This is a genomic window from Streptomyces sp. CB02923 (assembly GCF_001905005.1).
Lineage (GTDB): Bacteria > Actinomycetota > Actinomycetes > Streptomycetales > Streptomycetaceae > Streptomyces.
On record NZ_LWKZ01000012.1, the window covers coordinates 400,624 to 414,841 of the forward strand.

The 14,218-nt window shown below is 70.2% G+C and carries 10 protein-coding genes; 7 read left to right on the top strand and 3 right to left on the bottom strand.

What is annotated here, in order from left to right; all coding sequences use genetic code 11:
* Positions 1 to 273: 273 nt before the first annotated feature.
* From tig to clpX, 4 genes are all read left to right on the top strand, one after another.
* On the top strand, positions 274 to 1,662 hold the full coding sequence (tig, locus tag A6A06_RS13345) for a trigger factor (RefSeq protein ID WP_073761419.1): 1,389 nt from the start codon (positions 274 to 276) through the stop codon (positions 1,660 to 1,662).
* 325 nt (positions 1,663 to 1,987) lie between these two features.
* Complete coding sequence (locus tag A6A06_RS13350) at positions 1,988 to 2,590, top strand: ATP-dependent Clp protease proteolytic subunit (protein ID WP_030643979.1); 603 nt, start codon at positions 1,988 to 1,990, stop codon at positions 2,588 to 2,590.
* 68 nt (positions 2,591 to 2,658) lie between these two features.
* Positions 2,659 to 3,342: an ATP-dependent Clp protease proteolytic subunit gene (locus tag A6A06_RS13355; protein ID WP_030020547.1), complete on the top strand. Its 684-nt coding sequence runs from the start codon at positions 2,659 to 2,661 to the stop codon at positions 3,340 to 3,342.
* A 163-nt stretch (positions 3,343 to 3,505) separates the two neighbouring features.
* Complete coding sequence (gene clpX / locus A6A06_RS13360) at positions 3,506 to 4,795, top strand: ATP-dependent Clp protease ATP-binding subunit ClpX (protein ID WP_073761420.1); 1,290 nt, start codon at positions 3,506 to 3,508, stop codon at positions 4,793 to 4,795.
* A 97-nt stretch (positions 4,796 to 4,892) separates the two neighbouring features.
* Here clpX and A6A06_RS13365 read toward each other — a convergent pair whose 3' ends face one another.
* Both A6A06_RS13365 and A6A06_RS13370 read right to left on the bottom strand, forming a co-directional pair.
* Positions 4,893 to 5,876: a hypothetical protein gene (locus A6A06_RS13365; protein WP_073761421.1), complete on the bottom strand. Its 984-nt coding sequence runs from the start codon at positions 5,874 to 5,876 to the stop codon at positions 4,893 to 4,895.
* A 42-nt stretch (positions 5,877 to 5,918) separates the two neighbouring features.
* Positions 5,919 to 6,869, bottom strand: coding sequence for a hypothetical protein (locus tag A6A06_RS13370; protein WP_073761422.1), 951 nt, complete (start codon positions 6,867 to 6,869; stop codon positions 5,919 to 5,921).
* 159 nt (positions 6,870 to 7,028) lie between these two features.
* On the opposite strand from A6A06_RS13370, the gene A6A06_RS13375 reads away from it, so the two are divergent.
* Positions 7,029 to 9,668, top strand: a complete 2,640-nt coding sequence (locus tag A6A06_RS13375) for a valine--tRNA ligase (protein ID WP_073761423.1) — start codon at positions 7,029 to 7,031, stop codon at positions 9,666 to 9,668.
* On the opposite strand, the gene A6A06_RS13380 is transcribed toward A6A06_RS13375, so the two are convergent.
* Positions 9,634 to 10,836, bottom strand: coding sequence for a hypothetical protein (locus A6A06_RS13380; protein WP_073761424.1), 1,203 nt, complete (start codon positions 10,834 to 10,836; stop codon positions 9,634 to 9,636). The two genes, A6A06_RS13375 and A6A06_RS13380, sit on opposite strands and share 35 nt — an antisense overlap.
* Positions 10,837 to 11,165: 329 nt before the next feature.
* Here A6A06_RS13380 and A6A06_RS13385 point away from each other — a divergent pair, with 329 nt between their 5' ends.
* Both A6A06_RS13385 and folC read left to right on the top strand, forming a co-directional pair.
* Complete coding sequence (locus tag A6A06_RS13385) at positions 11,166 to 12,614, top strand: peptidoglycan D,D-transpeptidase FtsI family protein (RefSeq protein ID WP_073761425.1); 1,449 nt, start codon at positions 11,166 to 11,168, stop codon at positions 12,612 to 12,614.
* Between the two features lie 65 nt (positions 12,615 to 12,679).
* Complete coding sequence (gene folC, locus A6A06_RS13390) at positions 12,680 to 14,218, top strand: bifunctional tetrahydrofolate synthase/dihydrofolate synthase (RefSeq protein ID WP_073761426.1); 1,539 nt, start codon at positions 12,680 to 12,682, stop codon at positions 14,216 to 14,218.

A 14,218-nucleotide genomic window follows, 5' to 3' on the forward strand; every position in this document is an offset into this window, starting at 1 on the left:
TTCCGGCCGCGCGCCCGTGCGTTCCGGGCGGCGCCGTCCCCGGCCGCACAGCCCCTTTCCGCGGCTCTGTACCGGCCCTCCTGGAGCCTCCGTACCGGCGGTCCGTAAAGGGCCCATCAAGATCACATTGCGGGTGCCAACCCGCTTGCGGTTACTATGCAAGCTGCGTGCCCGTGTGTCTTTCTCCCGGGCGCGGTCCGCAGGGCGCCTGGGCTCCAGGCGCCGGCAGATCTCAAGCAGAACCCCAGAAGTCAGCCCCAAGGAGACCGAACCGTGAAGAGCGCCGTGGAGACCCTGAACCCGACCCGGGTTCGGCTCACTGTCGAGGTGCCCTTCGAGGAGCTCAAGCCCAGCCTCGACGCGGCGTACAAGAAGATCAACCAGCAGGTCACGGTGAAGGGCTTCCGCCAGGGCAAGATCCCGGCCCGAGTCATCGACCAGCGGTTCGGTCGCGGCGCCGTGCTCGAGGAGGCCGTCAACGACGCGCTCCCGAAGTTCTACACCGAGGCGGTCAACGAGGGTGAGCTGAACGTCCTCGGCCAGCCCGAGGTCGACATCACCGAGCTGAAGGACGGCGAGCTGCTGGCCTTCACCGCCGAGGTGGACATCCGCCCGACCCTGGAGATCCCGGACTACTCCGGCATCGAGGTCGAGGTCGACGCCGTCGAGGTGTCGGACGAGGACATCGACAAGTCCGTCGAGCAGCTGCGCGAGCGCTTCGCCTCGACCTCCCCGGTCGAGCGCGCCGCCGAGGACGGCGACGTGCTCACCGTCGACCTGGAGGCCAAGGTCGACGGCGAGGTGCTGGAGGACGGCGTCGCCCAGGGCGTCAGCTACACCATCGGCTCGGGCGAGCTGCTGGACGGCATCGACGAGGCCGTCAAGGGCCTGAAGGCCGGCGAGTCCGGCACCTTCACCTCCGAGCTGAAGGGCGGCTCGGCCGCCGGCAAGGAGGCCGAGGTCAAGGTCGACGTCACCGCCGTGGCCGCCCGTGAGCTGCCCGCGCTGGACGACGACTTCGCCCAGCTGGCGAGCGAGTTCGACACGCTGGAGGAGCTGCGCGCCGACAGCGCCAAGCGCCTCGCCCAGATGAAGAAGTACGACCAGGCCACCCAGGCCCAGGAGAAGGTCCTCGACGAGCTGCTCACGCTGGTCGAGGTCCCGATGCCGGAGAAGCTGCTCGCGGACGAGATCGAGACCCGCAAGCACAACCTGGTCAACCACCAGCTCGGCCAGATGGGCCTCGACCTCGCGAAGTACCTGGAGATCCAGGGCAAGACCGAGGAGGAGTTCGACGCCGAGACCAAGGAGCAGGCCGAGAAGGGCATCAAGACCCAGTTCATCCTGGACGAGCTGGTCAACAAGGAGAAGCTGAACGTCAGCCAGGAGGAGCTCACCGAGCACCTCATGCGCCGCGCGCAGTCCTCCGGCATGTCCCCCGACCAGTTCGCCCAGGCCGTCGTCGAGGGCGGCCAGGTGCCGATGCTCGTCGGTGAGGTCGCCCGCGGCAAGGCCCTCGCGGTCGTCGTCGAGGCCGCCACGGTCAAGGACACCAACGGCGAGGTCGTCGACCTGGACGACGAGGACGAGACGGCCGAGACCGTCGAGGCCTCCGAGGCCGAGGGCACCGACGCCGAGAAGGCCGAGAAGACCGAGGGCTGAGCCCCGGCCGCCCCGGTGGCACGGGCGGCCCCGGCCGCCCCGTAGCGCCAGTAGTACGTACGGGCCCGAACACGCCACGCCCGCGTGTTCGGGCCCGTACGTCGTCAGGGCCCGTGAACGCCGGTGAGCCTGCGCTCACAGCGAACAGTTGACAATGCGGGATGGCGCCCGCCGACCAGCGCGTTAGGGTCCGTAGATACGAGGGCAGGGGAGTAGCCGAAACGGCGCCGGCGGAGCACGCCGCGCCCTCCCCACGCCCCAGAAGACGACGCTGAGACGGCCCTGGGCCGTCCGACAACGAGCAGGTGGACACGTGACGATCCCGATGCCTTCCGCCGCCGCTGAGCCGACCTTCGGTGGCCTCGGCGACCAGGTCTACAACCGGCTGCTCGGCGAGCGGATCATCTTCCTCGGCCAGCCGGTCGACGACGACATCGCCAACAAGATCACCGCGCAGCTGCTGCTCCTCGCCGCTGACCCGGACAAGGACATCTTCCTTTACATCAACAGCCCGGGTGGCTCGATCTCGGCCGGCATGGCGATCTACGACACCATGCAGTACATCAAGAACGACGTGGTCACCATCGCCATGGGCCTCGCCGCTTCGATGGGCCAGTTCCTGCTGAGCGCCGGCACCCCGGGCAAGCGCTTCGCGCTGCCCAACGCCGAGATCCTCATCCACCAGCCCTCCGCGGGCCTGGCGGGCTCCGCGTCGGACATCAAGATCCACGCCGAGCGGCTGTTGCACACCAAGAAGCGCATGGCGGAGCTCACCGCCCAGCACACGGGTCAGACCGTCGAGCAGATCACCCGTGACTCGGACCGGGACCGCTGGTTCGACCCGCAGGAGGCCAAGGCGTACGGCCTCATCGACGACGTGATGACCACCGCGGCCGGCGTTCCGGGCGGAGGCGGCACCGGGGCCTGAGCCCCGGCGACTCGCCACGCAGCCGACTCCAGCCCCTTTGACCGCCACCAGGACGGTGAACCTCCAAGATGAACAACTTCCCCGGCCGTAGCCTCTACGAGCGCCACGACGCCCCGCAGGCAGAGTTCCAGGGCCAGCCCGCCGAGTCCCGCTACATCGTTCCGCGCTTCGTCGAGCGCACCTCGCAGGGCGTGCGCGAGTACGACCCGTACGCGAAGCTCTTCGAGGAGCGCGTGATCTTCCTCGGTGTGCAGATCGACGACGCGTCGGCCAACGACGTCATGGCGCAGCTGCTGTGCCTGGAGTCGATGGACCCCGACCGGGACATCTCGATCTACATCAACTCGCCCGGCGGCTCCTTCACGGCGCTGACCGCGATCTACGACACGATGCAGTTCGTCAAGCCCGACGTCCAGACGGTCTGCATGGGCCAGGCGGCCTCCGCCGCGGCCGTGCTGCTCGCCGCCGGCACCCCCGGCAAGCGGATGGCGCTGCCCAACGCCCGGGTGCTGATCCACCAGCCGTACAGCGAGACCGGCCGCGGTCAGGTGTCCGACCTGGAGATCGCCGCGAACGAGATCCTGCGGATGCGTACGCAGCTGGAGGACATGCTGGCCAAGCACTCGACCACGCCGATCGAGAAGATCCGCGACGACATCGAGCGCGACAAGATCCTGACCGCCGAGGAGTCCCTGGCGTACGGTCTGGTCGACCAGATCGTCTCGACCCGTAAGACGGCCGCCTCGGTCTGATCGCGTACCGTCGCGAAGTGAGCCGGACACTACGCCCCCTTGGACCGGGTTGACCGAGTCGGTCCAAGGGGGGCCCGTACGGGGGGCCCGGCAAGGTACCGTCGATAGGCAAGCACCCGGGTCCGCGGAGCAATGCGGATCCCAGGCGAAGGGGAAGCACCTCGTGGCACGCATCGGTGACGGCGGCGACCTGCTCAAGTGCTCGTTCTGCGGGAAGAGTCAGAAGCAGGTGAAGAAGCTCATCGCGGGGCCTGGTGTGTACATCTGCGACGAGTGCATCGACCTCTGCAACGAGATCATCGAGGAGGAGCTCGCCGAGACCTCCGAGGTCCGCTGGGAGGAACTGCCCAAGCCCCGGGAGATCTACGAGTTCCTGGAGAGCTACGTCGTAGGCCAGGAGCCCGCCAAGAAGGCGCTCTCGGTCGCCGTCTACAACCATTACAAGCGGGTCCAGGCGGGTGAGAACGGTGGCGCGCGCGGCGGCGACGACGGCATCGAACTCGGCAAGTCCAACATCCTGCTGCTCGGCCCCACCGGCTCCGGCAAGACGCTGCTCGCGCAGACGCTCGCCCGGATGCTCAACGTCCCGTTCGCCTTCGCCGACGCGACGGCGCTGACGGAGGCCGGCTATGTCGGCGAGGACGTCGAGAACATCCTCCTGAAGCTGATCCAGGCCGCGGACTTCGACATCAAGAAGGCCGAGACCGGCATCATCTACATCGACGAGATCGACAAGGTCGCCCGCAAGAGCGAAAACCCGTCGATCACCCGTGACGTCTCCGGCGAGGGCGTCCAGCAGGCCCTGCTGAAGATCCTGGAGGGCACCACCGCCTCGGTGCCGCCGCAGGGCGGGCGCAAGCACCCCCACCAGGAATTCATCCAGATCGACACGACGAACGTGCTGTTCATCGTGGGCGGCGCGTTCGCCGGCCTGGAGAAGATCATCGAGGCCCGGTCCGGCGCCAAGGGCATCGGCTTCGGCGCCAACATCCGCTCCAAGCGGGAGATCGAGTCCAAGGACCAGCTCCAGGACGTCATGCCGGAGGACCTGGTGAAGTTCGGGATGATCCCGGAGTTCATCGGCCGGCTGCCCGTGCTGACCTCGGTGCACAACCTCGACCGCGAGGCGCTCCTGCAGATCCTCCTGGAGCCGCGCAACGCGCTCGTCAAGCAGTACCAGCGCCTGTTCGAACTGGACGGCGTGGAGCTGGACTTCGACCGCCCGGCCCTGGAGGCCATCGCCGACCAGGCGATCCTGCGCGGCACCGGCGCGCGCGGCCTGCGCGCCATCATGGAAGAGGTCCTCCAGTCGGTGATGTACGAGGTTCCGTCGCGCAAGGACGTGGCCCGCGTCGTCATCACCGAAGACGTCGTCCACTCGAACGTGAACCCGACGCTGGTGCCGCGCAACCGCGGCGGCGAGTCGGGCGAGCACCACGAGAAGAGCGCGTAACCGTCCGTTCCCCCCGCACGGACGGCCGAGGGCCGCCCGCGACGCCAGTCGCAGGGCGGCCCTTTCGCTGTGCGCCCCCGGCGGCCGAGGGCCCCGGTTACCGCGGGGTGCGCGTCTCGACGCGGATGACGGCGGTGGTGTCCGCGTACTGCGCCAGGTTGATGTCCGAGGGGGAGCGCAGCGCGCCGTTCATGTACAGCAGGACCGCGGCGGTCGAGCCGTCGGCCCAGCCGCAGACCGGCGCATAGCCGAACTTCGTGTTCCGGACGATCTCGCAGTCGATCTTGATGCCGTCGGCCTTGCCCGGCCGGAACGTCTCCCGCTGCCGTACGACCGTGGTCGCGCCGTCGCTGGCCACCCCGGTGAACATGCCGTCCACCACCCGGTCCGGTGCGGCGATCGTGCCGTAGCCACCGGAGATCATCAGGGCGGTGGTGCGGCTGTCGCGGGTGCCCCGGTAGCGGCCGATCTCCTGCGTCATCCCGGGCGGCGGCGAGCCCAGCTTGAGGCCGTCGCGCTCCAGCGCCGCCTTGTCCTTCTCCAGCGTGTACGCGCCGTCGTCGACCGTCCCGGGCGTCGTCAGCCGCATCCGCTCCCCGGCGTCCTCGGCGGACGGCTTCTCCTCGGACGTGCCGGTGTCGTCGGAGGTGTCGCCGGAGCCAGTCGCCGGCGCGGGGGAGCTGCCGCCGCGGGCCCGGACGGGCTCGTCGCCGCCGCCCGAGGTGAGCATCACGGCGCCGCCGATGATGGCACCCACCAGCACGACGCCGGCGGCCACGCCCGCGATGATCTTCCCGGTGCCGCTGCCTCCGGGCGGACCGGGCGGGCCGGGCGGCGGGAACTGCGGGGGCTGCATGGGCTGCATCGGCTGCTGCGGGGCTTGCGGCTGCTGGGGTGCGCCGTACCCGTACGGGCCGGGCGGCGGCCCTTGAGGGGGCCCCTGCGGCGGTCCCTGAGGCGGTCCTTGCGGCGGCCCGTAGCCCCCGCCCTGCGGCGGCTGCTGCCCACTGCCTCCGTACGGCCCCTGCGGCGGCTGTCCGCTGCTCCCGTACGGGCCCGGCGGCGGTTGGTTGAAGCTCATGACGTGTCCTCCCCCTGGGGTGGTCCGGTGCGGGCGCGGTGGCTACTTCTCGTGCCGTACCGCGTCGCGGATCTCGCGGGTCTTCTCGGAGAGCTGCTGGGCCGGGAAAGCGGCGCCGGTGGACTGGGCGGGCGCCTCCAGCCCGTTGTTCACGATCACGCCGACCGCGCTGGAGTCGCCCCAGGCGCAGTACGTCACCGTGGCGGTCGCGGTGAGGCCGCCCCTCGACGCGCTGCTCTTGAGCGCCTTGCACTTCATGACCGAGCCGTCGAACCCGTCGGGGGAGTACTCCGTCACCGGCGTGACGGTCTCCACCTTCGTGCCTCTGGTGTCCGTCTTGTCGAGCTTCTTGTCGAACTGGGCGAACATCTTGTTCACCGCGCTCTTGGGGTCGGCGACCTTGCCGTAGACACCCGTGATGATCAGCGGCTGCTTCTTGTCGTTGGCGTAGGTGCCCTGGACGCCCTTGCCCTCCGTGATGCCCATGGCCTTGGTCTCGGCGTCGTTGGCGAGGTCCTCGTTCTTGTCGTTCTTGCCCTCCGCCTTCTTGAAGGTGCCGCCGAGGAGGTCGTTCGGGAGGGAGATCGTGTACGGCTTCACGTCCCCGCCGGGCCCGAACGCGTAGTACGCGCCGACGCCGATGCCGGCCACGGCCACCACCGCGAGGACGCTGAGGGCGATCTTCACGCCCTTGCCCTTGCCGCCGTTCGGCGGCTGCTGCCCGTAGGCTGCCTGCTGTCCGTAAGCGGCCTGCTGGCCGTAGGGGCCCGGCTGCTGAGGCTGCCCGTAGGGCGCCTGGGGCTGCTGGGGGTAGCCGGGCTGGGGAGCCTGCTGCGGATAGCCGTAGGGCTGCTGCGGAGGGACCTGGCCGCCCTGCTGCGGGTAGCCGCCGTACCCGGGCTGCCCGGCCGGCTGCTGCGGCTGCTGCCCGTACGGCGCGGGCTGCTGCGGCGGCTGGCCGTACGGGCCGGGAGGCGGCTGGCTGAAGCTCATGGAGCGGGTTCCCCTCGTGACATCTGACGGCGCCCGATGACACCGATCACAGCTGACGCTTGTGCGACGCCAACATCCTGTACGACGGCACCGTCAGCCGGTCCCCCGGGGGCCAAACCGATTCGAGACCGCGACATCCGCGCCCGTACACTGAGCGTCGTGACCGAGAACACTCAGCAGAGCCCCCTCGACGGCGGGCCGAACAGCAGCCCCACTGAACTGCCGACCCAGTACGCGCCGGCCGAGGTAGAGGGGCCGCTGTACGAGCGCTGGGTGGAGCGGGGGTACTTCGAGGCGGACGAGAAGAGCGAGAAGCCGCCGTACACGATCGTCATCCCCCCGCCGAACGTCACGGGCTCGCTCCACCTCGGGCACGCCTTCGAGCACACCCTGATCGACGCCCTCACCCGCCGCAAGCGGATGCAGGGCTTCGAGACGCTGTGGCAGCCCGGCATGGACCACGCCGGTATCGCCACCCAGAACGTCGTCGAGCGCGAGCTGGCCAAGGAAGGCGTCTCGCGCCACGACCTGGGCCGGGAGGCGTTCGTCGAGCGGGTGTGGCGCTGGAAGGGCGAGTCCGGCGGGCAGATCTCCGGGCAGATGAAGCGCCTGGGCGACGGCGTCGCGTGGTCGCGCGAGCGGTTCACGATGGACGAGGGCCTGTCCAAGGCCGTCCAGACGATCTTCAAGCGGCTCTACGACGACGAGCTGATCTACCGCGCCGAGCGCATCATCAACTGGTGCCCGCGCTGCCTGACCGCCATCTCGGACATCGAGGTGGAGTACCAGGACGACGAGGGCGAGCTGGTCTCGATCCGGTACGGGGAGGGCGATGAGTCGATCGTCGTCGCCACCACCCGCGCCGAGACGATGCTCGGTGACACCGCCGTCGCGGTCCACCCCGACGACGAGCGCTACCGGCACCTGGTCGGCACGGAGATCGAGCTGCCGCTGACCGGCCGCCGCATCCCCGTCGTCGCCGACGAGCACGTCGACCCGGAGTTCGGCACCGGCGCGGTCAAGGTCACCCCGGCCCACGACCCGAACGACTTCGAGATCGGCCGCCGGCACGACCTGCCCAACCTCGCGGTGCTGGACGAGCGCGGCGTGATCACCGCGCACGGCCCCTTCGAGGGCCTGGACCGCTTCGAGGCCCGCTCCGCGATCGTCGCCGCGCTGCGCGCCGACGGCCGCATCGTCGCCGAGAAGCGCCCGTACACCCACTCGGTCGGCCACTGCTCGCGCTGCAAGACGACCATCGAGCCCCGGCTGTCCATGCAGTGGTGGGTCAGGGTCGGCCCGCTCGCGCAGGCCGCCGGTGACGCGGTCCGCGACGGCAGGGTGGACATCCACCCCAAGGAGATGGAGTCCCGCTACTTCGGCTGGGTCGACAACCTCCACGACTGGTGCATCTCCCGTCAGCTGTGGTGGGGCCACCGCATCCCGGTCTGGTACGGACCCGAAGGCGAGGTCGTCTGCGTCGGACCGGACGACGAGGTCCCGACGGGCGACGGCTGGACGCAGGACACGGACGTCCTGGACACCTGGTTCTCGTCCGGCCTGTGGCCGTTCTCCACGCTGGGCTGGCCGGAGAAGACCGCGAGCGTCGAGAAGTTCTACCCGAACTCGGTGCTGGTCACCGGCTACGACATCCTCTTCTTCTGGGTCGCCCGGATGATGATGTTCGGCCTGTACGCGATGGACGGCACCCCGCCGTTCAAGACCATCGCCCTGCACGGCATGGTCCGTGACGAGCGCGGCAAGAAGATGTCGAAGTCCTTCGGCAACGCGGTCAACCCGCTGGACTGGATGGACAAGTACGGCTCCGACGCCGTCCGCTTCACCCTCGCCCGCGGCGCCAACCCCGGTACGGACGTGCCGATCGGCGAGGACTGGGTCCAGGGCTCGCGCAACTTCGCCAACAAGATCTGGAACGCCACCCGCTTCGCGCTCATGAACGGCGCGACGGTCGAGGGCGAGCTGCCGCCGGCCGAGCAGCTGTCGGCGACCGACCGGTGGATCCTCTCCCGGCTCAACACCGTCGTCGCCGAGGTGGACGCCTACTACGACGACTACCAGTTCGCCAAGCTCTCGGACAGCCTCTTCCACTTCGCCTGGGACGAGGTCTTCGACTGGTACGTGGAGCTGTCCAAGACCACGTTCATGGCGGGCGGACCGGCCGCGGACGTCTCGCGCCGGGTCCTCGGCGAGGTCCTGGACGTCACGCTGCGCCTGCTGCACCCGGTCGTGCCGTTCGTCACGGAGACCCTGTGGACGACGCTGACCGGCCGTGAGTCCCTGGTCATCGCCGAGTGGCCGGCCGACAGCGGCTTCCGTGACGCGGCGGCCGAGCGGGAGATCGAGACGGTCCAGCAGGTCGTCACCGAGGTCCGCCGCTTCCGTTCGGACCAGGGCCTGCAGCCGGGCCAGAAGGTTCCGGCCCGGCTGGAGCTCGCCGGTACGCAGCTCGCCGCCCACGAGGCCGCCATGCGCTCGCTGCTGCGCCTGCAGCCCGCGGGCGAGGACTTCACCGCCACCGCTTCCCTCCCGGTCGCGGGCGCGACGGTGGCGCTGGACCTGTCGGGCGCCATCGACGTGGAGGCCGAGCGCAAGCGGCTGTCGAAGGACCTGGCCGCCGCCGAGAAGGAGAAGGCCCAGGCCAACGGGAAGCTGGGCAACGAGGCGTTCCTGGGCAAGGCCCCGGAACACGTCGTCGCCAAGATCCGTACGCGGCTGGAGACGGCCGAGGCCGACATCGTGCGCATCAGCGCGCAGCTGGCGGCCCTGCCCAAGGCGTAGCACCGGGCGCCGGGACCGTCCCCGGCGCGTGGTCCTCAGCAGGCCCCTCGTCCGTACGGGCGGGGGGCCTGCGCCGTCCGGAGCCGCGCCGGCCGCCGCGTTCCCGTACCGGCCACAGCAGGACGTACGCCGTCGACACGGCCACGAACGCCAGCCGGATCAGCCCGCGCGCCGAGTCGTCGGGTACCGCGAAGACACTGCCGTACAGGATCAGCAGCGCCAGCCAGCTCCACCAGGGCACGAGCCGCCGCTGCCCGATGACGTCCCACAGCAGCGTGCCGAGCAGCACGGAAGCGGAGTAGTACGTGTAGACGCTGGGGTCCAGGACGATACGGGCGTTCGCGCCCAGCAGCACGACGGCGGCCCAGCGCCCCCGCCACACCGCCAGGCAGCCCAGCAGCAGGCCCAGCGCGAACTGCGCGGGCCGGTCCCAGCCGGGCGTCTCCGGGTCGGCCACGCCCAGCCAGCGCAGCGCGGACGCCGGATGGTTGGGGATGGCGAACTTGGCCGCCGAGAACGAGTTCATGTCACCGATGAAGAACGGCAGCCAGGCCACCGCGACCAGACCCGCCAGCCACAGTCCCGCGCGCAGCCACTTCTCCCGCGGGAGCGCGAGCAGCAGCGGTACGAAGGCCAGCGCGGTCGGCTTGGAGTCCATCGCGAGAGCCAGCCAGGCGCCGGTCAGCGCGGCGTTGCCGCGGGTCACCGACCGTACGGCCAGCGCCGTGAAGAACAGCGCGAGCACGTCGTCCAGGTGCCCGAAGCGGACCGAGACCTCGATCCACATCGGGATGAACGCCAGCCCGGCTATCAGGACGCGCTGCCGCAGCCGCTGGTGGTTGGTCCCGGTGCCCAGGAAGTGATAGGCGGCGCTGCGCCCGGCCAGCACCACGATCACCAGGCCGAGCAGCGACATCAGGGCCGCGGCCAGGAACTGGCCGGTGTGCTCGGGGAACGGGTTGAACAGGCCCGCCACCAGGAAGCTGACCGGGCCCATCTGGAGTTCGGGGTGGTGGGCGTAGAGGTTGAGGCCGCCGGTGCCGTCGCCGGAGGAGCCCTGGTAGATCAGCTCCCCGCCGGAGCGCAGGTAGTGCCAGGAGAACCCGCCGTTCGGCTCGACCACGACGAACCACAGCACGGTCCACGCGGTGAGCAGCACCAGGTGCATCCGCTGACTGATAGCCGGCACGTTCTTCAGCTCCCGCCCTGCCCGGCGGAGCCCGGCGGCCGTACGCCGCCGCCCCGGGGCCCGTTTCTTTTCCGGACTTCTCCGGTCTTGGTGTCGGTCAAGGCTCACAGAGCCCGCCATCGAAGATGTCGGCAGGGGGTGGTGCGTTGCTCCGTGGCGGCGATCAGAGGCGTGCGTCACGGTGGCGCGGCGGGCGCCGTGTTCTCATCCGCCTCTCATCGAGACGGTGGACCATGGGTCCGCAAACGGGAGCGAAACGTACGTATTCCGCCGCACGCGCCGTACAGCGACGAGGAGCCGCGCCACCCATGAACAAACCCCTGCGCCGTGTCTCGGTCTTCTGCATCCTGCTGGTGCTCGCGCTGCTGGCGTGGGTCACCTGGCTGCAGGGGGCCAAGGCATCCGCGTTCTCGGACGATCCGCACAATCCGCGCGTTTCCATCGCCAAGTACGCGAATCCGCTGGGCAACATCCTCGTCGACGGGCAGCCGGTGACCGGCTCCGCCGCCACCGACGGCACCCTCAAGAACAAGCGGACGTACAAGAACGGCCCGCTCTACGCCCCCGTCACCGGCTTCACCTCGCAGATCTTCGGCAGCAACCAGCTGGAGAGCCTGTACGGCGACCTCCTCGACGGCTCCGACAGCCGCCTCCAGAACCCGGGCGACGCGCTCACCCGCCAGCGGCCCAAGGGCGGCGACGTCGCCACCACCATCGACTCCAAGGTGCAGCAGGCCGGTTACCGGGCGCTCGGCAAGAAGACCGGCGCCGCGGTCGCCCTCGACCCGGCCACCGGCAAGGTCCTCGGCATGGTCAGCACGCCCTCGTACGACCCGGGCGCGTTCGCCGGGTCCGGCAGCGGCGACCAGAAGGCGTGGAAGGACATGTCGGCCGACAAGAACCACCCGGAGGTCAACCGCGCGCTGCGGCAGCCGCTGCCGCCCGGCTCCACCTTCAAGCTGGTCGTCGCGGCCGCCGCCCTGGAGAACGGCCTGTACTCCTCCGTCGACGAGGCCACCGACAGCCCCGACCCGTACACCCTCCCCGGCACCCGCACCGTACTGAAGAACGAGAGCGCCTCCGCGCCCTGCAAGAACGCGAACATCCGCACCGCGCTCCAGTACTCCTGCAACACCGTCTTCGCGAAGATGGCCGCCGACCTGGGCCAGGACAAGGTCCGCGCGCAGGCCGAGAAGTTCGGCTTCAACGACGGCAAGCTGGACACCCCGGTCCGGGCCGGCAAGAGCCTCTACCCGCAGGGCATGGACAAGGCGCAGACCGCGCTGTCCGGCATCGGCCAGTTCGACGACACCGCGACGCCGCTCCAGATGGCCATGGTCTCCGCGGCCATCGCCAACGGCGGCGAACTCCAGACGCCGCAGATGGTCGACAAGCTCACCGACGGCGGCGGCAACACGCTCCAGGAGTACGCGCCGCGGAAGTACGGCAAGGCCGTCTCGCAGCGCACCGCCGAGCAGCTCCAGTCGTCCATGGAGACCGTCGTGAACGAGGGCACCGGCTCCAACGCCAAGATCGACGGCCTGACGGTCGGCGGCAAGACGGGCACCGCCCAGCACGGCGTGGACAACAAGGGCACCCCGTACGCCTGGTTCGTCTCCTACGGCAAGGACGACAAGGGCCACCAGGTGGCCGTCGCCGTCATGGTCGAGGACAGCGACGCGGCCCGCAACGAGATCTCGGGCGGCGGCCTGGCGGCGCCGGTGGCCAAGGCAATGATGAAGGCGGCGCTGTCGTAGCGGCGGTCGCGGGCCGTAGCGGGCCGCCGCCGACCTGTGTCGGTGGCGGCTCGTAGACTGGAGCCGTGAGCGACGACCGCCCCCGAAACGACGACCCCGACCCGATTCCCGGCCCGGACGGCCAGGCCGACCCCTTCGAGGAGATGGTGGAGGCCGAGACCGACAGGGACCCCGACCTTGCCGTGATCGAGGCCGGCAGCCGTACCCTGCGCGCGCAGGCGGGCCCGCCCCAGGGGGACGGCATTCCCGCCCGTCCCGAGGACCCTGAGGTGGACCGCGCGCTGCGCGAGGTGGAGGCCGAGCTGGCCGGCCGCTGGGGCGAGACCAAGCTGGACCCCTCCGTACAGCGCATCGAGGCGCTGATGGACGTCCTGGGCTCGCCGCAGCGCGCCTACCCGTCCATCCACATCACCGGCACCAACGGCAAGACCAGCACCGCCCGCATGATCGAGGCCCTGCTGTCCGCGTTCGACCTGCGTACCGGCCGGTACACGAGCCCGCACGTGCAGTCCGTCACGGAGCGGATCAGCCTGGACGGCGCCCCCGTCTCCGCGGAGCGCTTCATCGAGACGTACCAGGACATCGCGCCGTACGTGCAGATGGTCGACGAGCGCGAGCAGTACCGCCTGTCCTTCTTCGAGGTGCTCACCGCGATGGCGTACGCCGCGTTCGCGGACGCCCCGGTGGACGTCGCCGTCGTCGAGGTCGGCATGGGCGGCACCTGGGACGCGACGAACGTGATCGACGCGGACGTCGCCGTCGTCACGCCCATCTCGCTGGACCACACCGACCGCCTGGGTGATACGCCCGAGCAGATCGCGGGCGAGAAGTCCGGGATCATCAAGAAGGACGCCACCGTCGTCCTGGCGCAGCAGCCGGTGGACGCGGCGTCCGTGATGCTCAAGCACGCGGTCGAGGTGGATGCCACGGTCGCCCGCGAGGGCATGGAGTTCGGCGTGCTCAGCCGCGAGGTGGCGGTCGGCGGCCAGCTGCTGACGCTGCGCGGCCTGGGCGGCGAGTACGAGGGGATCTTCCTCCCGCTGTACGGCGCCCACCAGGCGCACAACGCCGCGGTGGCGCTGGCCGCGGTGGAGGCGTTCTTCGGCATCGGCTCCGAGCACGCCCGCACGCTGGACGTCGACACCATCCGCTCCGCGTTCGCCGCGGTGGCCTCGCCCGGCCGCCTGGAGGTCGTGCGCAGCAGCCCGACCGTGATCCTGGACGCGGCGCACAACCCGGCGGGCGCGCGGGCCGCGGCCGAGGCGGTCAGCGAGGCGTTCGGTTTCAGCCGACTTGTCGGGGTTCTCGGGGCCAGCGCGGACAAGGACGTACGCGGCATCCTCGAAGCGTTCGAGCCGATCTTCGCCGAGATCGTGGTGACCCGTAACTCCAGCCACCGCTCCATGGACGCGGACGAGCTGGCGGCCGTCGCGGTCGAGGTCTTCGGCTCCGACCGGGTGCAGGTCGAGCCCCGGCTCGACGACGCGCTGGAGTCGGCGATCACCCTCGCGGAGGAGGAGGGCGAGTACTCCGGAGCGGGCGTGCTGGTCACCGGCTCCGTGATCACGGTCGGCGAGGCCCGGCTGCTCCTGGGAAGGAACTGA